The following is a 20,333-nucleotide window of genomic DNA, read 5'->3' as shown; positions in this document are numbered from 1 at the left end:
GGCATCGGGGGGACCGTCATTAACCGAACAGGTCAGATTAGGGCTCTTGGTGTCCAACTGCGCGGAGTCTGGCAGCGGCTTCCGCAGGGGTGTCGTAGTAGCCGGGGCGGGCCAGGAGGACCGAGCTGAAGTAGTAGCCCTGCTCTTCGTCGGGTGCATCGTCAGCCTCGAAGGGGCGCCAGAAGCTGAGGAGGAGGTCAGGTGCGACGAAAGAGGCCGGGTCGTCCTCGGCCTTGGTGATCGTCGTGAGCCCTCGCATCCGGGTGACCACCTCGGCAGCGGGCAGGCCGAAGACGTCGACACCGCGGAATCGGACGGTGTCCTGGCCGTCGACGGGTCGGCCCAGCTCGATCGCTTCGAGCTCGCCGCGCGAGCAGTGAATGCTGACCATCAGACCGCTGGGACGGAAGACGAACCTGCCGGACTGGTCCGATTCCGAGATTGCTGACGGGTCGCGGAACGAGGCGAGTGCCTGGTCAGCTGCCTCGCGCGGCATGCCGATGACCAAGGCACCGAGACCGATGGGCGGTATGAGTTCGAATTCCATGCGCGAATGATTCCAGAGGCCCTGAGCGGCGAGGCCCAGGGTTCCGGCGGGGGTGTCACTGGTGTGACCTAGAGTCCTGGCCGTGACGACTCTCATGATCGATGCAGGGCCAGTTGACCCCGCTGCTCAGGTGACCCGAAGTGGCGGGGTGCCTCTGGCTCCGTCCGGCACTGCGTGGCCGTGCTGCGCGGAGTGCAGCAGGCCGATGCAGTTCCTCGCCCAGGTGGTCTTGGATGACCTCGCGGGCGAGGTTGAGGGGCGTGGAGTCCTCGCCTTGTTCGCCTGCCAGAACGATCCGGGGATGTGCGGTGACTGGGAGCCAGATTCCGGTGGAAACCGAGCATTCCTCTTCCCCGCTGAAGATCTTGTCCCGCTGCCCCAGCCAGCTGACGCTGACGAGACACTGCTTCAGCTCGGCTCCGTTCGAACGGTCAGCCTGGTGCAGGTGGGCGAGCCTGACTACGACCTAGCCGGAGAGGAGTGGGCGACGAGAAGCGGTCGCCCGGCTTCGTCGGTGCTCGGTCAGCTCGGCGGGACTCCCGCCTGGGTCCAGAACGACGAGACCCCTGTCTGTCCCTCGTGTGCTTCCCGAATGTCTCTGATCGTCCAGCTTGAGGAAGGTCCGGATCACAGCACTGCCATGAACTTCGGTGGCTGCGGCGGCGCCTATGCGTTCGCCTGCGAGCCGTGCGGATGTGCGAAGTTCCTGTGGCAGTGCTGAGCCGGCTGCAGGTACTTGGACGGGTGATCAGTTGTGCTCGCGCATCATGCGCCTGAGGCTGGTCCTGGCTCCGGCGAGATCGTCTTCCAGCGCTCGGACTCGGTCGGTGAGAGATCTGTTCTCGCCCTGAGCTTCGCGAGCCTCGGCGGCCAGGCGGTGGTTCTCCTGGGTGAGCTCGTCGAGGCGCTCGCGCAGATCGTGGCCGCCGAGGTGGTCTAGCTCGCGGCCGAGCTGGAGCCGCATGCCCTCGCGAAGGCCGCGGACTTCTTCGCGGAGCCGGCGGACCTCCTCGCGGGCCAGTAGGAGGTCGGTGCGGGTGCTGGAGGGGCTGACGGTCCGGCCGGAGTCCAGGTCCCGGGACGATGCCTTCTCCTGCTGCTTGCGGGCCTGTTCGATGTGCTCGCGGACGCCGGGTGCGTAGGCGAGCCAGGTGGACACCTCGGCCCGTTTGGCGACGGTGGCGAACGTGACGGGCTCGCCCTCCCGAAGCATCGTGTCGACGGTGCTCAGGACGCGTCCGCGCTTGACGAGGCTGTCGCGTTGCCGGGCAGCCCTCAGAACGTCTGCAGGGGCCGTTGAGGGGCTGTCAGTGGGCATCGTCGTCCTTCGCGGGGCGGATCACCGTCAGGGGCAGGAGCTTGTGCTCCTGGGTCGCGCGGACCTTGCGCAGGACCGCGCTGGCGTCCTCGACTTCCGACCGCTCCTCATCGGTCATGTTGCCGAGTTGCTCACGCATGTTGTCCAGGATTCCGGTGAAGGCGCTGATCTGGTCGGTGAGGTTGCGGACCACGAAGTCGTCCGTGTCCATGGCCTCGGCGGTCTCGCGATCGGCGCGGAGCGCGTTGAGGTGTTCCTCGATCGCGAGCAGGTAGGACGGGTCGGGCCGGTAGAAACCGCAGCCGGCGCACTGGAACCGCAGGGGGGCAGCTCTTGCCGCCGGCCTTGATGTTGGACGGCTCGGTGCAGTTGCCGAACGGGACCGCGACCGAGCGGGCTTCGTAGGCCAGGTCAGTGGCGAAGGGCGCCGGGCGGCCGGCGCGGTCCACCGCGTGCAGGCGCATGGTCTGGACGGCTTCGCGTTTCCGCTTCATCGAGACGTCGTAGTAGCCCATGGTGGTGACGATGGATCGGTGGTCCATCAGCTCTTTCAGGACGTCGACGGGGATTCCGGCGTTGGCGTGCCGTTGCGCGTAGGAGTGGCGGAACGCGTAGGGGAAGATCAGTGCGCGGTCGAACGGGAGGCGGTTCCCGGAGTGGTTGAGCTGGTCGCTGACGAGTTCGGGGATGGCTTTGACCCACTCGCGCAGGTAGGTGCCCAGGTAGCCGGGCTCCATGTGCCGGACGCCGCTGCGGTGGGTGATCGCGGGGAACAGGTAGTCCTTGCTGGTGGCCAGCACCGGGATCAGGTCGCGGCGGGCCTGCCAGCGGCGGATCGCCTCCGCTGTCTCGCCGGTGACGGGCAGTTTGCGGCCGTAGCGGCGTTTCTTGTGGTTGTCCCAGATGAGCACGTCGCCGTCGTCGGTGACTTCCAGACAGTCCCGTCGCAGGCTGGTGACCTCGACCGGTCGACGGCCGGTGTCCCGCAGGACGGTGTAGGCGGTGGTGAGCATCAAGTGGATGTCCTCGGCGGCGAGGTCGCCGTAGGTGACGCCCGCACCGATGTCGGCCAAGTTGGCGTCGAGCTGGGCGATGACGGGTTCGGGGATGGCCTGGCCGGCCGCGTCCTCGGTGGTCTCGTCGGGCGGGACCGTCATCGAGGGGTGGCGCATGAAGCTGGCGGGCAGCTCGGGCAGCAGGTCGGCGGTGCGGCCGAAGTCCAGGATCGAGTTGAAGATGCTGAAGAAGGTGCTCCGGCCGTGGCGGTTCAGCAGTTCGCCGTCGGCGCGGCGAAGGTTGCACATCGCCGTGAAAACGGCCTGCATGTCGACGTAGCGCAGGTCGGCCAGGGTCTGGCCGCCGCCGGGCCGCGCGTGCAAGGCGTCGGAGGCGATCAGGCAGGCCCGCAACATGCGCACGAAGTCGCTGTTCTCGGGTGTCATGACCTCGACCCAGCGCTTCAAGAGCTCGCGGAGCCAGGTCTGGCGGATCGCGGTGAGGTCGACGGTCGCGCTCTGCTCGCGCCGGCCGGTGCGGGTGCGGGACCGCAGCCCCACGGTGGCCAGGTCCCAGATATCCGCTTGGGTGGGGGCGACGCCGCGGAACTCCAGCGTGGCAGCGCGAACGGCCCGGAGGATCTCGCGGAAGTGGGCGACGCAGTTGTTGCCGCGCTTGTGCTTCTCGGCGGCCGTGGCGGTGGCGTCGAGGGTGAGCATGCTGGTGTTTCCGGCCAGGCCGCGGATCATGTGTCGGACCGCGGTGGGTTCGATCACGCCGCCGCGCTCGGTTCGTTTCTGCAGGCCGTAGCGGACCTCCCAGCGGACCGTCTCGTCCAGGCTGAGCAGGGAGAACTGGTTCGTGCGCTGGAACGGCGCGGCTGATTCGATTCACCCGGCCTGTCCGAATGCCGTGTTCCCGGCCCGCCGGTCGCGTTCCCATAGCTGTCGGTGCGAGGCGCAGAGCAGGGCGACGCTCCGCTGCATGGTGCATCCGCGAACAGCGCAGGTGGGACGGGCTTCGAGGGGCTCGGCCCCGGAGGTGACGATCCATTCGGTCATCTCCGTCTCTGGCCCGGCGGTCCGCCGCCATCGGCTGTAGTGCGTGCGGCAGAGTGCTTGGCTGTAGATCGGGCGAGCGCAGTGCTGGCCGTCCCGTTCCACTGTGCAGGGGTCGCGCTCGTCCCCCAGAGTGTGCGGATGCGGACCGGGCGCTGGTAGGTCTGGATGAACTCGTCGCGCGGCAGGCCGCTGGCGCCGTGGGCGACGACGCAGTGCCGGCAGAGCACCGTCCCGGCAGTGACCAGGGTCCAGCAGCTGTGGGTGGTGAACTGGGTGGAGCCGGTAAGCGGGTTGCTGGCGTCGCCGTTAAAGAACCAGGCCCCCGCGTCCCACTCGTCGGCCCGCCAGGCGGGGTCCGTGTGCTCTGCCAGCCAGCGGCGCCAGTTGGTCAGGTCGACCGCAGGAATGGCGGGGAAGTCCTCGACAACCGGATAAGCGGCCCGGTGGGCCCTCTGAGCTGCCATCAGCCCCTCACCCCCACGAGTTCGACGGCCGCCCGCAGGTCCTCGCCGATCGGGTGGAGGTAGGGGGCAAGCGAGGACGGCGAGACGTGCCCCAGTAGTTCCCGGACCACGTCGACGGGCACTCCTGCGCGAATCCAGGCGGTGGCGGCTCCGTGGCGGGCCATGTGGGGGCGGGCGGCCGGCCGTGCGCCCTAGGCGGTCGAACAGCTCCTTCGCCGAGGAGTACTTCATCGGGTGTCCCAGCGGGGCTTGGAAGAGGTTCACGAACACCATGTCGCAGCTTGCCGCCTCGGGGACGGCATCGCGTTCGTACTGGTACTCGGTGTAGTGGGCGACCACGTTAGGGACCACCGGGACGACGCGTGAGTAGCGCGACTTGGCCAGGGCCCCGTTGGCGTTGTCACTGCGGCGGCGGACGTGCATGTGGGGTCCGGGCTGGCTGCAGCCCAGGGCCTGGGAGTCGGCCAGGAAGTGCATGTCCTCCCGGCGCAGGCCCAGTGCCTCACCGATGCGGATGCCCGTGCAGCCCAGCAGTGCGATCAAGAACTTGTCCCGCGCGTGGGACGCCAGGCTGACAAGGGTCTCGATGTCCTGCGGTCGCAGGCTCTCCACCGGCTCCTCGCCAACCGCAAACTTGATCATCTTTGCTTTGACCTGTCGGTTCTGACCGTTCTCTCCCGTCTCGAAGCCGGGCGGGAGCCAGCGCAGGTACTTCGGGGTCGACATCCGTTCGACCAGGACCGGGTCGATCCACTCCTCCCGGGCGGCGAAGCGGAAGAACTCGCAGACCGCGGTCATCACCGCGTTCGCGGTCTTCTGGGAGCGGAAGCTCGGCGTGATCGAAGAAGCGCCTCGCGCAGGCAGTGGGACGTCAACCAGCCAGCGCAGGAACCGGGCCAGGTCCAGCATCCCGGTCCGGCGCCAGTCGAGTCCTTCGGCGTCGCACCAGGTCAGGTAGAGCGCGACGCGGGTCGCATAGACGCGCTCGGTGTTGACCGAACGCCCGAGTGCTCGAAGGCTCGCCAGGAAGAGGCAGCCCTCCTGGTGGAGGCGGTACTGCGAGTCCACCACTGCCCATGCGCGCTGGCCGGTCGGCGAGGCGGCTCGTTCTGCATGAAAGATCATGATCGGACGCTACGATCCGTGCCTCGCGACCTGCGGATATTACTCCGTCACGCGTCAGGGTGATCTTCATACTCACATAGCTGATGCCAAATCAGGACCCGAGATAGCGATCGTCATCGTCGCGTATTTCGAGGTCTGACCGGTCCCCCGCCGGACGAAACAGGCCCCCTGCCGTGTGTGCGGCAGGGGGCCTGTCTCGTCCGGGTGAGTTTCAGACAGCGCGGCCGACTCGGAAGCGGAGCGACACGATCGCGGCGGCGGCGGCGAGCTTGGGCTCCTCCGGCTGCAGGCAGAGCAGGTAGTAGAGGGCTGCCGCCACAACGAGGTCGGACGCGTGGGGACGCGTCCACTTGACGCTGATGCCGCGCCAGCTCTGTGGTTCCATGGGTGTGGTCCTTCCCTTGTCGAACGCCGAGATTGGGGCTTGGACGTCATATTGATCAGAAACTCATGGGGTTCTCGTTCAGGACGTAGCGGACGTGCGGGCCACCTCAGCCGCCGTGGGTGCGCGCCCCCATCACCTGGAGCACCGCCGACCGGATGCCGGGTGCCGCTTGTTGTGCCACGTCTGACATGGTGGCGTGTGTGATGATCTCATCGGCGGCAGCCGGCGGCATGGCCCTGGTCGAACTAGGAATGGCACTGACGCCAGGCCCGAACATGGTGTACCTGGTGTCTCGGAGCGTCAGCCAGGGCCGCGTGGCTGGGCTTGTCTCGCTGGTCGGGACTGCGGCGGGCTTCCTCGTGTACATGACTTTGGCCAACGTGGGGTTGGCGGTGGTCTTCGTTGCCGTCCCGTGGCTGTACATCGGTTTTAAAGCTGTCGGTGCGGCCTACCTCGCATTCCTGGCCTGGCAGGCGCTCAGGCAAGGAGGCCGCGGGTTGTTCGAGCCACGCAGCCTCCAGCGCGACTCGCACTGGAGGCTGCTGCGGATGGGGCTGATCACCAACCTGCTCAACCCGAAGGTCGCCATCCTGTACCTCGCGCTCATCCCGCAGTTCATCGATCCCGCACGCGGCCATACCACGGCCCAAGGGTTCACTCTCGGCGCTGTGCAGATCGCGGTAGGCCTCACCGTGAACGCGCTGATCGTGCTCGCGGCTGGATCAATCGCCAGCCTGCTCAAGAGCCGCCCGGCATGGGCCAAGTGGCAACGCTGGACCACTGGGAGCCTTCTCGGCGTCGTCGCGATCGCCCTCGCCCGAGAGGTACCCGCCCGCGCGCGGGCTTGACCTCCGTCCACAAACCCTCTTCACACCACAAAACCTCGCCGTCAGTTTCGGGACCTCCGGTGCGGCATGGATGGCGCGCTTTCCGGATCACCGTGTAGGTGTCGACTGTCCTATTGATCAGAAACTCATGAGGTCCTCGCCCAGGACGTAGCGGACGTGTGGGCCGCCGAAGTAGCCACGGACGAGGTGCGGTTGCCGTTGGCGTTTACGGAAGAACCTGCGTGTCTCGGCGGCGAGTTCGGCCTGGTGCCGGGGCCCGGTGCTGCTTGGCCAGGCTGTGTTTGAGGTCGGCGTTGACCAGTTCGTCGGGGTTGAGCTCGGGCGAGTACGACGGCAGGAAATGCAGCTCGACGTCGTCGGGGTGGGCGGCGAGCCAGTCGCGGACCTTCTTGGAGCGGTGGGCGGAGTGCCCGTCGACCCCGAGACAAGCCTTGCGGTCGAAGTGGCCGGCGAGCCGGTCCAGGAAGCGGCACATAACCTCGGCCGTGAAGCTTTCGGTGAAGACCATGAAGTACATCCGGCCCTTGGTACTGATCGCTGACATGGCGTTCACAGAAAACCGGTCTGCGTGCCCTGCGCTGGCTCGCGGAGCTGGAGGACTGACGGAAGTTCGTTCCTGCCCCCTGAGGACCCACCACGGTCTTCGAGAAGAGGTCGACGTCATGGCAGCACAGTGAGCCTTTTCCAACCTGGCTGCGGCGGTGAGGTGTTGGAGGTTGCCAGCTGTACAGAACGACGAAGCTCCTGGTGGACGGGTTCTCGACCAAGATCACCCGTGTCCGTCAGGAGCTTCGCGTGCTTGTCTACCCCTCGTCGATTGATCTGTCCAGCGGCACCCTGCGCTACCTGACCACGCGGCTCCGTGCCCGGCAGCGAGAGATCGGGACCCGGTGGCGACGGCTGCCTGTCGGCCGTCAGGCCCTGCTCGTCCTCGCCCACCTGCGGTGCGGGGACACCTACGCGCGGCTCGCCGCAGGGTTCGGCATCGGCGTCGCGACCGTGTACCGATACATACGTGAGGTGATCGACGTCCTGGCCGCCGCCGCGCCGACCCTGACCGAGGCGATGAAGACCGTACAGGCGAAAGCCTTCGTGATCCTGGACGGCACCCTGCTGCCGATCGACCGGATCGCCGCCGACACCCCGTACTACTCCGGAAAACACAAACGCCACGGCATGAACGTCCAGGTCCTCACCGACCCGTTCGGTCGACTGCTGTGGTCCTCGCCGGCATTGCCCGGATCGACCCATGACCTGACCGCCGCGCGGCGCCACGGCATCATCGACGCGCTCACCGAGGCCGACGTGAAGTGCTGGGCGGACAAGGCTTACCAGGGCGCCGGGCGCCCCGTCCGGGTGCCGTTCAGGGGCCGTCTGCTCAAGCGCTGGAAGCGGCGACACAACAGTACCCACGCCAAGATCCGCTGTCTCGGCGAGCAGGCCATGGCCACCCTGAAGGGCTGGCGCCTCCTGCGAAAGCTCCGCTGCGGCACCAACCGGATCACCGACATTGTGAAGGCCGTCGTCGTCCTTCACCACGCCTCAACCTGAGGTTAGAACAGACTCCATGAGTTTTGACATCTTCGTGTGCCGGTTCGAGAACGGTGAGCCGGCGACGCTGGACATGAGTGCCGCGCACGAGGTCCTTGGCCCCTATGCGGTGCTGCGGGACCCCGAGACGGACTTCCTGCTGGTGAGTACGGCGGAGGGGGAGGAGGCGGGTGTGTACTTCAACAACCCGACCGGCATCACCTTCAACCGCTTCGGAGGGGACGGGATCATGGACCTCCTGGCCGTCCTGCTGCGACGGCTGGGTGCCGTGCTCGTCGTCCCGGGCGGGCCGACCATGATCCAGCAGGACGAGGACCGCGAGCTTCTGCCCGCCTCCCTCAGGGATGAGTGGCCCGTCGTCGTGGCGCGTACCGGCGCGGAGATCGACCGGGCGATCCGGGCTTCCTGAACGAACGGGCGACGGGCCCATCCCCGGTGCGTGTCACCGGGAACGGCCCCGTCGTCTCCGCGCGGGCGCGGCCCCCGGCCAGTACGCATCCGCCACAGCAGCCACGCCAAGATCCGATACATCGGCGAGCAGGCCATGGCCACCTTCAAAAGCTGGCGCCGTCTGCGGAAGCTCCGCTGCAGCACCAACCACCGACATCGTGAAGACCGTTCTCGTCCTTCACCACGCCTCAACCTCAGGTTGGAAAAGGCTCACTGCTGTGGCTGTGGCTGTGGTTGTAGTGCTCGCCGTGGGGGTATCGGCTGTCATCGTCTCGGTCGGAGGCGTTCGCGGTGGGGTCGGTGTGGAGGCCGCGTTGGTTGATGGCGTGGATGCGGGCTCATCTTTGAAGCTGACAATCAGGATGGCTGCCGAGATCGGAAGCGAGAGTCCCAAGCTGAATATGAGTGCGTTTCGCGTGCTTAGTGACGACATTGCCATTTTGCTCCCAGTCCGTCCAAGAAGGGCGGTGGACGTTATCACGCACGGGGATCCGCTTTGCGCCTGCGGTGGTGTCATCCTGGAGCATGGCCAGAGACGACAGCGATGAGGCGTACGTTCTCGATCTGTGTGACGAGGTCCTCGGGGCGACGGGCGAACGTCAGCACAGGTTCGATTGGCTGCTGGGTGACCCCGGCGCCAACGGGCGTCGGGTGAGGTTGCCGGTCGATGCCTATTGGCTGGGCCATGGGGTGGTCGTGGAGTATCGCGAGCTTCAGCACGACCAGCCGATGGCGCACTTCGACAAGCCCGACATACTGACCGTCAGCGGTGTGCATCGGGGAGAGCAGCGCGCTCTGTACGACGCGCGACGTGACACGTTGATTCCGCAGAACGGGTTGCGGCTGGTGGTGATTCGGCCGGCGGATCTGGACGGAGACAGCCGGGGGCGGCTGCGCCGCAGCCGTGACGCCGACCTGGCGGCCGTGCGAAGGATTCTGGAACCGGCCCGTGACGAGGACCGGGTCGTCGGCGCATTCCGGCACTGGCTCGTCGCCGAGGGGTGGACACCGGTCGCCCCGACCGACCAGTGGACCGACATCGAGGCCGTGCGCGGTGATGAGCGGCTGATCGGCGAGGCCAAGGGCCGGACCAAGGAGAAGGGCGTAGACGCCGACATCGCCTACGGGCAGCTCCTTCGCCGCATGGCAGACCACTCTCCTGCCACTCGATTCGCGCTCATCGTCCCGACTTCTTCCGTGTGGCATGCGGAGCGTGTTCCGGCCCAGGTTCGACGCCTTCTGCGGATCGATCTATATGAGGTTTCAGATGCCAATCAAGTGAGCCGCCGTCCCGCATAGACGCGACGGCGGACGGCAACCTCCTGCCGCACCGGGAGCTTCTGCGCTCTCCCGTAGGGGTTCTGCACTCCCGCATGGAGGAAGGAAGCCTCGTCCGTAACAGGCAGATCGCTGACACCCAGTACGCCCGATACCTTGAACTGATCGACGGCCAACGCCGATAACGGCATCCCCCTTCGCGTCGTAGGCACCCGACTCGCCCAGCTTGCCTATGATCCCGAGCACGAGGTAGGAGGAGGTCGTCAACCGCACGTCAGCCATCGGTGGGACCGCATGTTGCCGACGCCTGGGCGGGCCGACGGCCCCGGCCGGTGTCACACGGTCGTCAGGCTCGGTCGCCGCCTCCCGCCACGCCCGTCCGGTACGCCAGGACCACCGCCTGGACGCGGTCGCGGAGGTCCAGTTTGGTGAGGATGCGGGAGACGTAGGTCTTCACGGTCTCTGCGCTGATGACCAACTGGGCGGCTATTTCGGCGTTCGACAGGCCCTTGCTGATGAGAAGGAGGACCTCGTACTCGCGGGGGGTGAGCACCTTGAGGCGGTCGCGCTCGGGGGACGTGGGGACGGTGGTGGGGCGCAGGCGTTCGGCGAAGCGGCCGATCAGGGTGCGGGTGACGGCGGGGGCGAGGAGGGACTCGCCGCGGGCGACGGTGCGTACCGCGTTGATCAGTTCGGGCGGTGGGGGGTCCTTGAGTAGGAAGCCGCTGGCGCCGGCGCGGAGGGCCTCGTACACGTATTCGTCGACGTTGAAGGTCGTGACGATGAGGATCTTCGCGGGGTTGGGGGAGTCGGGTCCTGCCAGGCGGCGGGTGGCCTCGATTCCGTCGAGCAGGGGCATGCGGATGTCCATGACGACGACGTCGGGCTTCAGCTCCTGCGCGCTCCGGATCGCCGCTCGGCCGTCCTCGGCCTCGCCCACGACTTCCATGTCGGGCTGGGCGGAGAGGATCGTGACGAAGCCGGCGCGCACGAGGGCTTGATCCTCGCAGACCAGCACCCTGATCGCAGCGGGCGGAACACTCATGCGGCACCTTCTGTGGGGATGCGTGCGTGCACGCGGAACCCGCCCTCCGGGCGGGGCCCGGCGGCGAACTCGCCGCCCAGCATCTCCACCCGTTCCCGTAGCCCGGTCAGGCCCCGGCCGCCCGAGATGTGCGGCCCGCCATCGCGGAGGGCGGCGGACACGGGCGCGCCGTCGGCCGCTTGGGCGGTGGTGACCTCGATGTCCGTCCAGTCGGGGGCGTGCGTGAGCCGTACCAGTGTCGGCCTGCCCGCGGCGTATTTCACGGCGTTCGTCAGGGATTCCTGCACGACGCGATACGCCGCGAGTCGGGCGCCTATGTCCATGTCCGGCTGCTCTCCGTCCTCGACCAGTTCGATCGGCTGGCCGCCCGCTCGTGTCTGCTCCACCAGGTCAGGCACCCGGCCCGGCAACGGCGTCCGTTCCTTGGGCGCCGACTCGCCGGTCGCCTCCAGCACGCCGAGCAGGAACCGTAGTTCGGCCAGCGCGCGGCGGCCGGTGCCGTTGATGGCGTCAAGGGCCTCGCCGATCCGGTCCGGTGACCCGGTGAGGTACTGTGCCGCGCCGGCCTGCACGACCATCGCGGTCACATGGTGGGTCACCACGTCGTGCAGCTCCCGGGCCAGTCGCCCGCGTTCCGCATCGATGGCCGCCTGTGCGGACAGGCGCCGACGCTCGGCCTCGTGCGCCCGCCGCCCGCGAACCAGGACGCCCAGGCCCCACATCGCCACCAGGACCAGGTAGTAGACCAGGAAGTCGGTCAGGCCGTCGGGCGAGCCCAGCGCGTACAGGACGACATCGAACACCAGGTACCCGCCTGTCGCCGCCAGCGGTACGGCCCGCCGGAGGCGTTCCTGGTGGGCACCCACGGAGTACAGCGCAATGTACAGCCCCAGGCTGCCGAAGGCCGCCGGGTAGCCGAGGCACTCGTGGACCGCGAACGAGGTCCCCGCTACCGCGAGGCAGACGGCCGGCCATCGGGTGCGCACCGCGAGCGGCAGAGTCTGACCCAACGTCAGCAGCACGCTCGCCACGGAGGCGCCGTGAGTGGGAAGGTCGCCGAACCGCGCCCCGACCCGTGACAGCGGCTCCGCGAACGACAGCACGGTGAAGACGAGCGCGAACTCGCGGTCCCTGGTAGCGGTGGGGCGTGCTCCCCACCACCGCGACAGCCAGCGGAGCCGACTGGTCGCGGCGGCCACCGGGTTCCCGCGTGCGGAGGGGCCCCTGTCCCGCGCCCGCGGTTCGGCCCCGGCCCCGGAAGAGGGCGCCTCGGGCCGGCCGGTCCTTGGCCGGCCCGGGCGGGGAGCGGGGTCCGTCGGCGCGGGGCATGCCGAGCCTGATGGTTCACAAGCTGCTTGGTCTTCCGTCATCATCCATGATCTCGTAAGTCCGGCACTGAGCGGCATGAGGACCGGGCCGTGGTCCGCGGCCTGGCCATTCGGTACGACCCGTCCGGCATCCGCACCACACGGCAGCGCGGACCGGACGCTCCTGCTCGGTGAATCTAGCGTCCTGTGGCGGGAGTTGTGTCCCCCGCAAGAGAACAGCCGGGTAGCTCGCTCGGGGGACCGGAGGATGCGGCAAGTGCCCACCCGGTGGTGACGATTCGCAGGAGCCGCAGCCCGTAGTTTTCCGGCATCGAAAGCGGAGACCGCCTGCTGGGAGCGGGCCCCTGAGGAGGAAGCCATGCCGTCCAACCACCACCAGTCACCGAAACGACTCGCCGGTCGCGGAGCCGAAAGGACCGGATCGGCCGGGAAGAACACCGGGCACCCCGCGCGGTGGGCGACGTCGACGTGGGTGCGTCTGCCGGTGCTGTTCGTGCTGATGCTGGCCGTGGGCGGGATCACCAGCGCGATCAACAGCGCCGCCGCCGCCACTCCGCTGACCGCTCTGATCAGCGGAGTGGCCACCGGCGGCCTCGCCCTGGCCGCCTATGCCAGGCTCGTGCGGTACCTGGAGGGCCGCGGCAGCCCGCAGGAGCTGGCTCCGGCGCAGGCCCGGCCGGAACTGTGCCGGGGCGCCCTGCTCGGGCTGGGTCTGTTCACCGTCACGATCGCGCTGGTCGCGATGACCGGCGGATACCACATCCACGGCTGGGGATCGATCGGTGGCGCACTGACCACGCTGGGGTTGATGAGCTGCGTGGCGGTCACTGAGGAACTGGCCTTCCGCGGTGCGCTGTTTCGGGTGCTGGAGGAGAAGACCGGGACGTGGGGGGCGCTGGCCGTCTCCGGGCTCGCTTTCGGCGGCCTGCACTTGGTCAACCCCGACGCGACGCTCTGGGGCGCGCTGGCCATCGCCGTCGAGGCCGGGCTGATGTTCGGCGCGCTCTACGCCGCCACCCGCTCGCTGTGGCTGCCGATCGGCCTGCACCTGGGCTGGAACATGGCCGAGCAGGGCATCTACGGCACCGCCGTCTCCGGCTCCGGGACCGGCACCGGCGGCCTGCTGCACGCCTCCGTCAGCGGTCCCCAGGCCCTGACCGGCGGCGACTTCGGCCCCGAGGCCAGCATCTTCGCCGTCCTGGTGTGCGCCGTGCCCACCGTGCTGTTCCTCATAACCGCCAAGCGCCAGGGCCGCATCTACACCCGCGCCGAAATGGCACAGGTACGGCAGAACTGACACGGGGCCGCGCCACCGGCGCGTGGAGGGCGGGCAGCCTGGCTGCCCGCCCTCCACGCGCTTCGCTGTTCGGACACGGTGCCGCTTCTCAGAGCTGGTGGCGGCCCACGACGGCTTCAGGGCGGCCGGGGATAGGTTCGGCGGATGCGCCAGTTCACGGATAGTGAAGCCTTGTCAGGGATCGTGCATGAGGCACTGGGGGCGGGAGCCCACGTTGCCGGAATGGACCGGTTGCGCGGGGGGAGCAAGAAGGGGGTCTACCGGGTTCACACGAGCGGATCACGTGCAGCGAGTGTGATCGTCTACAGCTGGGCCGAGGCCGAGAACTTCTGGCCGGCTGCGGGACCCATCGACGCCGCCCACCCGTTCGCTCCCGCCTCCGGGCTGGTCCCCTTCCTTGCCGCTCAGCGGAGACTGGACGGCCTTGGCGTCCGGGTTCCAAGGGTGCTTCTGGCTGATGACAGCCGACGCCGCTACCCGGCGGATGTGGCAGTTGTCGAGGACGTTGCCGGCGGCACTCTGGAAGCACTCCTGAAGACGGATCCCGCACGCGCATCAAATGCCTTGAGCGAGCTGGCAGCAATGCTCGACGCGATGCACCAGCAGCACAGTCAGCACTACGGCAGGGTGGACGTGCTCGAACGGGGCGACAAGGCGAGTGGCGGTTCATGCGAGCAACTGGTGCTCGAGCGTGCCATCGAGGACCTCGCAGAGGCGGCCGAACGCGACCCCAGGATCGAATCAGCCGCGGCCCCCTTGCACGATCGCCTGCAGGAGCTGGCCACACGAGTGGCTCCGCGCACGCAGCACGGACTGATCCACGGCGAACTCGGGCCCGACCACGTCCTGGTCGATGCCTCCGGACACCCCGTCTTCATCGACATCGAGGGCCTGATGTTTTTCGATGTCGAGTGGGAGCACGTGTTCCTGCAGCTTCGTTTCGGCGACCAGTACCCAGCCATGTCACGCCCCGGACTCGATCCACCACGGCTCGACGTCTACATGCTCGCGATGCGTCTCTCACTGGTGGCTGGTCCCCTTCGCCTGCTCGACGGCGACTTCCCGCACCGCACGCTGATGCAGGAAATCGCCGAGCACAACGCGAAGGAAGCGCTGGCTCTGCTGGTCCAGTAGCACCGCGTCCGCCACATACGTATCGCTCCTGCCGCTACCTGCCTCGACGGCCAGCCGCCCTGACGGGCAGCTGGCCGTCCCGCGTTCCCTTCACTCACTCGGCAGTGCCGTCATTTCTCTTCGACATTCGCGAGCCGGCTGATCGGCAACTGACTCCAGAACCGGTCGACAATCACTGTTCCTTGAGATGAACGAAGCCACACAGCGACAGCCCGACGCGGCGACATGCAGAAGCCCCGAGGCGGGGGCTTCTGTGGGAAGGCGGGGCGGGCTGCCTCGCGCTGTCACCGGTTTGGCTCCGGACCGGAGGCCGTCACTCCTGCGGCACCGGCCGGCCTGTGAAGGCGTCCAGAAGGACACGGTCGCCGACCGGCCGGTCCAGCTGCACCGTCATCTCCTTGCTGAGCAGAACCGCGGTGCAGGGGCCGTCCTTCGTGCCGACGACGGATCCCGAAAGCACCACACTGCCGTCCGTCTCCAGCACGTCCACGGCAGGGCCCTCGTCGCAGGCTCCGTGTGTGGCCACCACCGTGACGGACCGGCCGTCGCCGGCCACCTCGGCCAATCCGCCGAGCGGCGCCAACTTGTCGGTGGGCACCTCCCCTGCCGGCCCGATCGGCGGCTGGGGGAGCTCCGAGGGGCTGAGGGCAACCCGCTTGAGAGGCATGTCGTAGCCCTCCAACGTGAACAGCCAGGCCGGCACGGTCGCCGGCCCGCGGCTGGTGACCAGGGGCATGGAGCCCAGCTCTGCCCCGGTCACGGTGAGGTGCGGTCCGTCGCCGCCTCCGCCGGCTATGGCCTCGAAGGCCTCCCGCGACCCCATGAGGGGCAGCGTGAGCGAGCCCCCACTCTCCCACTTCACCCGCCCGTCCTTCCGCGAGGTGGTGGGCAGTTCGCCGCGCAGGACGAAGTTCTGCGCCCCGTACGCGCGTTTGTCGGCGTCGTTGCGGAACGCGCCTGCGGGTAGCTGGACCGTCTCCCCCATCGGGTAGTAGCCCTCGGCCCACGACTCGGCGGCCCTGGAGCCGTCCCAGGCATCGGCGACCCGGCGGGCGCGGTCCTGCGGATCCGGCGTCGGATCGGTGCCGCGGACCTGCGTGCCGCGGCCTCCGCTCGCCGTCTCGTTGCCGCAGCCGGTGACGGTGCCGACGGTGAACAGGGCGAGTACGGCGAGCAGACCGGCCGTGCGTGTGGTGTTTATGCGCATGGGTCCCCCGGGGAGCGGCGGTGACGAGTGGAGGCTGTGCGGTGAGGGGTGGGCCGTACCGCCTCTGTGACGTTCCGGCCCCCGGCCGGGTTCCCGGTGGCGGCGTAGGTTCCGTACGCCCCGTTGGAAGGCTTCTGTACTGATGATCTGCGGGGTTTTGTCGGTGGTGGGTTTCGGCAGTGTGATGTCAGTACAACCAAAGCCTGATGGAAGAGATCTGCCGCGCGCTCGATCTGGTGACCGTGCCCCGCTACCCGACCGCCGGACAGCGGCCCGTGATGGAACTCGCGGGGATACCCGAGAAGCTCATCGACTGGGCCGCCACCCGCAACAAAGCGACCATGCAGCGCTTGGTAGAACTCGTCGATCAGTACCGGAAACGCACCCGCCAGCCCCTGACCACCAAAATCCGGCGCCGAATGATGGAACGCGCCTCCCACGAGACCCGGCCCGCCAAGAAGAAGACCAGCCGGCCTCTGCCTGCGTTGCGGGAACGCTGGCGGGACGGCGCCGTTGCCCTGGTCGGCGAGGCGGTCGTCGACAACCTCCTGCGCCTGGCCTGCCTCGCCGCCGCAGCGATCCGCACCACCGTCGGCACGGTGATGACCAGGGTGGTGGGTAGCCCCCGGAGCTGCTCCAGGGATGCCTGGAGCGGAGAGGCGTACACCTCGGTGCGCTGGGTGGGGTCGGTGGTGTAGGCGTCCCAGAACCCCTTCATGCCGTCGCGGGTGAGGTAGTAGCCCTCGGCGAACTGGAAGTAGGACGGGGTGTCGAAGTCGGCGTTGGCCACCGGGTACAGCAGGACCTGGGCCTTGAGGTCGATGCCGCCGCGCTCCTTGTTCATCAGTGCGAAGACGGCGGACATGCAGCCGCCAACCGACTCGCCGGTGAGGCGATGCGCGAGGTGTCCAGGCCGTGCTCCGCGCCGTGCTCCACAACCCACTGGCCCACGGCGTAGTTCTGCTCGACCTGGGTGGGGTACTTCGCCTCCGGTGCGCGGTCGTAGACGGGGAAGACGCCCGCCGCCCCGGCGCCGACGGCCAGCTCGCGGAAGCAACCGCCCACATCCCCACCGAGCCCGTCGACCCGGCCGACGTCATCACCGGCCCCCTCGACACGGGGCCCGTTCCGCTGCCGGACCTGTACCCGACGCCGGTCGCAGCCCTGTTGCAGCGCGCCCACCACCGCCTGGTCACCGGCGGGTGGTGCCGCGGCTCCTTGGTCGACGCGGAAGGCGCCCGCTGCATGTTCGGAGCCATCCGGGCCGAAGCCCGCGGTGACGCGGGCCTGGAAGGCAGTGCCGTCTCCGTGGTCATGGACGCGATCCGTCGCAAGTTCGGCGACGTCGATTCCGTACCCGGCTTCAACGACGCCTTCGACAGAGGACGCACCCCGATCCGCATGGTCGACCAGGCCGCCGGCCTCGCCGACGCCCGCGGCCTCTAGCCCCGCCCGTCCGGGCTCCTGCCCCGTGCCCGAACCGCCCCGGATCGGGCACGGGACAGGCCACCCGGCCTGCACGACCACCGCCCTGCCGGGGCATTCGCCCGCGGGGCGCACCACTGCCCGCCACGTACCCGTTGGAGGACACCGCCGTGCTCATCTCTCGGTCGCGCCGAAGGACCGGACCCCCGCGGCCCGACCGCCCCCGTCACCCGATTTCGCCCCGCCGACTTTCCGGCGTCTGGAGCGCGTGATGCGCCAGTCTCGCCGCAAATGCAGCGCGGACACGCGGGTATCGCGAGGGGCCGGTGGGTTACCAATTGGAGTTCCAGCGGGTTCGATGGGTCCTTCGCCGAAGGCATCCATGCAAGCGACCAGGTGAGACAGCGGATCGGCGTGGTTACACGACTGCGTCGAGTTCTTGCAGTTAGAGGCGGATTCCGTGGGGGGATCCAGCATGTTGCGCATCCATGCAGGAATCCGGAAGTTGCTGCCTAGCCGATCCAGTCCTCCATGTGCCGATGCCGGTCCAGCCCAACGCCTGAGAACTCGTCCGTGGCCGCACCTGCCACTGCACCGAGCCGCCTGAGCGCACGTGAGATCGGGCTGTCCGTCTGGAGCGGACCCAACTCGAGCGCGCCTTCCGCCCAGACTGCGGCCCTTTGCTCGCCGGCACCACCGAAGTAGTCGGCCTCTACATAGGCAACCGGCCCTGCCGTCGACCACTCCGCGAGGACATAGTCAAAAGCTCCTGGCAGCTTCCAGAATCCCAGCGGGCGATGAGTGCTGCCGTCCGTGACGGAGTCGAAGAGCTCGTCGGTCATCGGCATCAAGGCCAGGCCTTGCCCAAGGGGGGCCACCCGAGCGGCAGCCAGGTCCTGTGAGGCGGCTTGAAGCAAGCCATCCCCGGCTATCACTGCCTGCAGTTCGTACCCCACCCCAGAGCCCTCCCATGACGATCGGAGATCTCATCGTGCCCTATCGGCCCACGCCGAACCCGCGTGCCACCCCACCTGGAAACGGACACCCCACCAGCCGGTTCCCACCAGTACGGCCTTCGGATCACGCGAACCCGCTGGTTTCGGAGTCCGACCGCGGCACCTGCCCCGAACATCTGGTCACGCGCCGCCAGTTGCGCGACCGGGACGTCAGTCCCGGAGGGCACGGGCCAGTGGCGGTCCTGCGCTGCAAACGCTGCGCCTACACGCCCCAGTGGTCCTGCACCCCCCCGGCCGCGCCTGGCTCTACGACCTCGGCCTGGCCCAGCCCAAGCGGGTGCCGACACTCGCTCAGGAGTGGGCGCTGGACTGTGCGATGGCAGCTCGGCAGACCTGCCCCCAGTGCCGGCGGCGGTACACGTTCTGCCTGTTCCGGGCCCTGTTCAGGCATAGATCGCCTGTTCAGGGCGGTGGAGTCGGTCTCGCGGCTTCACCACTTTCGACGTGTGACGCCTGGCTGTTGTGTTTGATGCAACGAGGCACGGGTGGAGGGCTTGTTGCGCCGAGACCCGTCGTGGCATGCTCAGGGCCATGATTAAGAGAATCGAGTCCTCCGTCCGCCGATGAGCGAGACGATCGGGCCAGGACTGCCCGGATCACGGATACCACTCTTCGAGTACGCCCTGCAGTTGCACCGGCTGACCCCGGAAGAGCCACTGCCGAGAGACGGGGAACCGTATCCCGACGATGCGTTGCACCGTCGTCGCCCTCGGCCGAAGGCGCCGGAGGATCGCCGCTTGGCAGGCAAGGATGCGGCGCTCATCCTGGACACGCATTTCGCGCGTACCATCGCTCTTCCAAGCGAATTGGCCGACGCATTCCACGACGTTTACATCCCGATTCACCCCAACGAACACATCACTGCCGCTGCTGAGCGGGCGGACAGGGAACGCGTCCGCGAGACGGGTCGGTGGCTGGTCCGAAATGGAACCGACCGCTGTTCAGTAACCGTGGGGCTCGCCCTGGTCGCTGCCGTGGGAGAGGCCGATGACATTCCCCTGATTCAAACGATTGGATTGCTGTCAGACCGGTTCGGTCCGCTTGCAGCACATGCCTTGGAGAGGCGGCCTGGAGGCACCGAGGCTCTCCTCTGGCTCGCTGATCGAGTCACCGGCTGGGGACGGGTCTACGTCGTGGAAGCCCTCTGCCGGCTCGACGATCCCGTTGCTCGGCCTTGGCTCCTCCGCAAGGCATGCGATGGCGATTTCCTCAACGCGTACTTTGTCGGCAGCGTCGCTCAGAGCGCTGGCCTCCATGAAGCCATCACCGGACCTTGCGTGGATGCCGACATCACTGACCACACCGGCAGGCTGCTTCTGGTGATGACCTATAGCCAAGGCATGGGCGTGACCCTCGCGCGCTATCCCCATGCCGAGGGGGTACTGGCTGCGCATCTGCGCCACCTCGATCGTTTGGAGCCCACTGCCAGTCGCTACTGCCTCGCTGCGTGGCTGGCGAGCAGCCTGGGTGAGCAAGGTGACTCAGGTTCGATCGGGCCTGTTCTGCGTTGGCAGTCCTTTCGGGACGACTATCTGGCACTCCTCGAGCGTGATGAGTGGTGCGAGACGGCAAGGAATGCCCTCGCAGTCAAGGACCCTGGGATCCTCCGGCTCGTCGAGACGTCTTCAGGCCGTCAGTTGCGAGCGTTCACCGACCGGCCGCTATCCGGCGAAGAGTAGCGAAAGCCAGGGGCACGCTGGCCGACCCGGCTAGCTACACCCTGCCCGCCTCGACAATCGGGTGGCCTGAGCGCGGCCCGTCACGGCCCGCCGCACCCTGCGGCGGGTCGCTTCTCGTCCCGCACGTAGTTCGACGCCCTCAGGGTAAATTCCGCGGCACCGGCCTGGTCCTGGACCCC

The 20,333-nt window shown here is 68.1% G+C and carries 21 protein-coding genes and 2 pseudogenes; 11 read left to right on the top strand and 12 right to left on the bottom strand.

The window, feature by feature from the left end; genetic code table 11:
• Positions 1-37 precede the first annotated feature (37 nt).
• On the bottom strand, positions 38-547 hold the full coding sequence (locus OHA88_RS02705; RefSeq protein ID WP_328624038.1) for a hypothetical protein: 510 nt from the start codon (positions 545-547) through the stop codon (positions 38-40).
• A gap of 94 nt (positions 548-641) precedes the next feature.
• Between OHA88_RS02705 and OHA88_RS02700 the strand changes: the two genes are divergently transcribed.
• Positions 642-1,268 carry a DUF1963 domain-containing protein gene (locus tag OHA88_RS02700; protein ID WP_328629568.1) on the top strand — a complete coding sequence of 209 codons (627 nt, stop codon included), beginning with the start codon at positions 642-644 and terminating at the stop codon, positions 1,266-1,268.
• Between the two features lie 27 nt (positions 1,269-1,295).
• Here the strand turns inward: OHA88_RS02700 and OHA88_RS02695 are convergent, their stop codons facing one another.
• The 5 genes from OHA88_RS02695 to OHA88_RS02670 form a co-directional block, all read right to left on the bottom strand.
• Entirely contained in the window at positions 1,296-1,865 is a 570-nt protein-coding gene (locus OHA88_RS02695) for a DUF6262 family protein (RefSeq protein ID WP_328624037.1), read from the bottom strand.
• Positions 1,855-2,004 carry a hypothetical protein gene (locus OHA88_RS02690; protein ID WP_328624036.1) on the bottom strand — a complete coding sequence of 50 codons (150 nt, stop codon included), beginning with the start codon at positions 2,002-2,004 and terminating at the stop codon, positions 1,855-1,857. The genes OHA88_RS02695 and OHA88_RS02690 overlap by 11 nt, the downstream gene beginning before the upstream one ends.
• Positions 1,997-3,637 carry a tyrosine-type recombinase/integrase gene (locus OHA88_RS02685; protein WP_328624035.1) on the bottom strand — a complete coding sequence of 547 codons (1,641 nt, stop codon included), beginning with the start codon at positions 3,635-3,637 and terminating at the stop codon, positions 1,997-1,999. Before OHA88_RS02685 ends, OHA88_RS02690 begins: the two co-directional genes overlap by 8 nt.
• A 281-nt stretch (positions 3,638-3,918) precedes the next feature.
• Positions 3,919-5,511: a tyrosine-type recombinase/integrase gene (locus tag OHA88_RS44450; protein ID WP_443044158.1), complete on the bottom strand. Its 1,593-nt coding sequence runs from the start codon at positions 5,509-5,511 to the stop codon at positions 3,919-3,921.
• A 211-nt stretch (positions 5,512-5,722) separates the two neighbouring features.
• Positions 5,723-5,896, bottom strand: a complete 174-nt coding sequence (locus tag OHA88_RS02670) for a hypothetical protein (protein ID WP_328624034.1) — start codon at positions 5,894-5,896, stop codon at positions 5,723-5,725.
• 203 nt (positions 5,897-6,099) lie between these two features.
• Between OHA88_RS02670 and OHA88_RS02665 the strand changes: the two genes are divergently transcribed.
• Positions 6,100-6,744: a LysE family translocator gene (locus tag OHA88_RS02665; RefSeq protein ID WP_328629566.1), complete on the top strand. Its 645-nt coding sequence runs from the start codon at positions 6,100-6,102 to the stop codon at positions 6,742-6,744.
• A 205-nt stretch (positions 6,745-6,949) separates the two neighbouring features.
• On the opposite strand, the gene OHA88_RS02660 is transcribed toward OHA88_RS02665, so the two are convergent.
• Positions 6,950-7,408 carry an IS630 family transposase gene (locus tag OHA88_RS02660; RefSeq protein WP_443044157.1) on the bottom strand — a complete coding sequence of 153 codons (459 nt, stop codon included), beginning with the start codon at positions 7,406-7,408 and terminating at the stop codon, positions 6,950-6,952.
• 131 nt (positions 7,409-7,539) lie between these two features.
• Between OHA88_RS02660 and OHA88_RS02655 the strand changes: the two genes are divergently transcribed.
• From OHA88_RS02655 to OHA88_RS02640, 4 genes and pseudogenes are all read left to right on the top strand, one after another.
• Positions 7,540-8,295 (top strand): transposase family protein, encoded by a 756-nt coding sequence (locus tag OHA88_RS02655; protein ID WP_328624033.1) that lies wholly within the window; start codon positions 7,540-7,542, stop codon positions 8,293-8,295.
• Positions 8,296-8,311: 16 nt separating this feature from the next.
• On the top strand, positions 8,312-8,704 hold the full coding sequence (locus tag OHA88_RS02650) for a hypothetical protein (RefSeq protein WP_328624032.1): 393 nt from the start codon (positions 8,312-8,314) through the stop codon (positions 8,702-8,704).
• 99 nt (positions 8,705-8,803) lie between these two features.
• Positions 8,804-8,942, top strand: a pseudogene (locus OHA88_RS02645) (IS5/IS1182 family transposase); the annotation flags it as partial.
• Between the two features lie 454 nt (positions 8,943-9,396).
• Positions 9,397-10,044, top strand: a complete 648-nt coding sequence (locus tag OHA88_RS02640; RefSeq protein WP_328629565.1) for a hypothetical protein — start codon at positions 9,397-9,399, stop codon at positions 10,042-10,044.
• Between the two features lie 325 nt (positions 10,045-10,369).
• Here OHA88_RS02640 and OHA88_RS02635 read toward each other — a convergent pair whose 3' ends face one another.
• Together OHA88_RS02635 and OHA88_RS02630 are read right to left on the bottom strand one after the other, a co-directional pair.
• Positions 10,370-11,068 (bottom strand): response regulator transcription factor, encoded by a 699-nt coding sequence (locus OHA88_RS02635; RefSeq protein ID WP_328624031.1) that lies wholly within the window; start codon positions 11,066-11,068, stop codon positions 10,370-10,372.
• Positions 11,065-12,267, bottom strand: a complete 1,203-nt coding sequence (locus OHA88_RS02630) for a sensor histidine kinase (protein ID WP_328624030.1) — start codon at positions 12,265-12,267, stop codon at positions 11,065-11,067. The genes OHA88_RS02635 and OHA88_RS02630 overlap by 4 nt, the downstream gene beginning before the upstream one ends.
• Before the next feature lie 487 nt (positions 12,268-12,754).
• Between OHA88_RS02630 and OHA88_RS02625 the strand changes: the two genes are divergently transcribed.
• The gene (locus tag OHA88_RS02625) at positions 12,755-13,693 is read left to right on the top strand and encodes a CPBP family intramembrane glutamic endopeptidase (protein ID WP_328624029.1); all 939 of its coding nucleotides are present in this window, start codon (positions 12,755-12,757) and stop codon (positions 13,691-13,693) included.
• A 144-nt stretch (positions 13,694-13,837) separates the two neighbouring features.
• The gene (locus OHA88_RS02620; RefSeq protein WP_328624028.1) at positions 13,838-14,827 is read left to right on the top strand and encodes a phosphotransferase family protein; all 990 of its coding nucleotides are present in this window, start codon (positions 13,838-13,840) and stop codon (positions 14,825-14,827) included.
• Between the two features lie 313 nt (positions 14,828-15,140).
• On the opposite strand, the gene OHA88_RS02615 is transcribed toward OHA88_RS02620, so the two are convergent.
• Positions 15,141-16,034 (bottom strand): hypothetical protein, encoded by an 894-nt coding sequence (locus OHA88_RS02615; RefSeq protein ID WP_328624027.1) that lies wholly within the window; start codon positions 16,032-16,034, stop codon positions 15,141-15,143.
• 206 nt (positions 16,035-16,240) lie between these two features.
• Here OHA88_RS02615 and OHA88_RS44445 point away from each other — a divergent pair, with 206 nt between their 5' ends.
• Positions 16,241-16,732 (top strand): relaxase domain-containing protein, encoded by a 492-nt coding sequence (locus tag OHA88_RS44445; protein WP_443044156.1) that lies wholly within the window; start codon positions 16,241-16,243, stop codon positions 16,730-16,732.
• On the opposite strand, the pseudogene OHA88_RS02610 reads toward OHA88_RS44445, so the two are convergent.
• A pseudogene (locus tag OHA88_RS02610) lies at positions 16,629-17,087 on the bottom strand (alpha/beta hydrolase fold domain-containing protein); the annotation flags it as partial. The gene OHA88_RS44445 and the pseudogene OHA88_RS02610 overlap by 104 nt on opposite strands.
• Between OHA88_RS02610 and OHA88_RS02605 the strand changes: the two are divergent.
• Entirely contained in the window at positions 16,977-17,480 is a 504-nt protein-coding gene (locus OHA88_RS02605) for a DUF6197 family protein (RefSeq protein WP_328629564.1), read from the top strand. The pseudogene OHA88_RS02610 and the gene OHA88_RS02605 sit on opposite strands and share 111 nt — an antisense overlap.
• A 491-nt stretch (positions 17,481-17,971) precedes the next feature.
• On the opposite strand, the gene OHA88_RS02600 is transcribed toward OHA88_RS02605, so the two are convergent.
• Positions 17,972-18,301 (bottom strand): hypothetical protein, encoded by a 330-nt coding sequence (locus OHA88_RS02600; RefSeq protein ID WP_328624026.1) that lies wholly within the window; start codon positions 18,299-18,301, stop codon positions 17,972-17,974.
• A 737-nt stretch (positions 18,302-19,038) separates the two neighbouring features.
• On the opposite strand from OHA88_RS02600, the gene OHA88_RS02595 reads away from it, so the two are divergent.
• Entirely contained in the window at positions 19,039-20,154 is a 1,116-nt protein-coding gene (locus tag OHA88_RS02595) for a hypothetical protein (protein ID WP_328624025.1), read from the top strand.
• Positions 20,155-20,333 lie beyond the last annotated feature (179 nt).

Source organism: Streptomyces sp. NBC_00353 (assembly GCF_036108815.1).
In the GTDB taxonomy this organism is placed as follows: Bacteria; Actinomycetota; Actinomycetes; order Streptomycetales; family Streptomycetaceae; genus Streptomyces.
This window is presented reverse-complemented; position numbering and strand designations above follow the sequence as displayed.

What these genes read in the sequence shown, in the direction of transcription:
- OHA88_RS02595 (WP_328624025.1), top strand. Translation starts at nt 19,039, where the DNA reads ATGAGCGAGACGATCGGGCCAGGACTGCCCGGATCACGGATACCACTC.
- OHA88_RS02650 (WP_328624032.1), top strand. Translation starts at nt 8,312, where the DNA reads ATGAGTTTTGACATCTTCGTGTGCCGGTTCGAGAACGGTGAGCCGGCG.
- OHA88_RS44445 (WP_443044156.1), top strand. Translation starts at nt 16,241, where the DNA reads ATGGAAGAGATCTGCCGCGCGCTCGATCTGGTGACCGTGCCCCGCTAC.
- OHA88_RS02615 (WP_328624027.1), bottom strand. Translation starts at nt 16,034, where the DNA reads ATGCGCATAAACACCACACGCACGGCCGGTCTGCTCGCCGTACTCGCC.
- OHA88_RS44450 (WP_443044158.1), bottom strand. Translation starts at nt 5,511, where the DNA reads ATGATCTTTCATGCAGAACGAGCCGCCTCGCCGACCGGCCAGCGCGCA.
- OHA88_RS02705 (WP_328624038.1), bottom strand. Translation starts at nt 547, where the DNA reads ATGGAATTCGAACTCATACCGCCCATCGGTCTCGGTGCCTTGGTCATC.
- OHA88_RS02625 (WP_328624029.1), top strand. Translation starts at nt 12,755, where the DNA reads ATGCCGTCCAACCACCACCAGTCACCGAAACGACTCGCCGGTCGCGGA.
- OHA88_RS02670 (WP_328624034.1), bottom strand. Translation starts at nt 5,896, where the DNA reads ATGGAACCACAGAGCTGGCGCGGCATCAGCGTCAAGTGGACGCGTCCC.
- OHA88_RS02620 (WP_328624028.1), top strand. Translation starts at nt 13,838, where the DNA reads ATGCGCCAGTTCACGGATAGTGAAGCCTTGTCAGGGATCGTGCATGAG.
- OHA88_RS02635 (WP_328624031.1), bottom strand. Translation starts at nt 11,068, where the DNA reads ATGAGTGTTCCGCCCGCTGCGATCAGGGTGCTGGTCTGCGAGGATCAA.
- OHA88_RS02665 (WP_328629566.1), top strand. Translation starts at nt 6,100, where the DNA reads ATGATCTCATCGGCGGCAGCCGGCGGCATGGCCCTGGTCGAACTAGGA.
- OHA88_RS02660 (WP_443044157.1), bottom strand. Translation starts at nt 7,408, where the DNA reads ATGACGTCGACCTCTTCTCGAAGACCGTGGTGGGTCCTCAGGGGGCAG.
- OHA88_RS02690 (WP_328624036.1), bottom strand. Translation starts at nt 2,004, where the DNA reads ATGCGTGAGCAACTCGGCAACATGACCGATGAGGAGCGGTCGGAAGTC.
- OHA88_RS02600 (WP_328624026.1), bottom strand. Translation starts at nt 18,301, where the DNA reads ATGACCGACGAGCTCTTCGACTCCGTCACGGACGGCAGCACTCATCGC.
- OHA88_RS02700 (WP_328629568.1), top strand. Translation starts at nt 642, where the DNA reads ATGATCGATGCAGGGCCAGTTGACCCCGCTGCTCAGGTGACCCGAAGT.
- OHA88_RS02695 (WP_328624037.1), bottom strand. Translation starts at nt 1,865, where the DNA reads ATGCCCACTGACAGCCCCTCAACGGCCCCTGCAGACGTTCTGAGGGCT.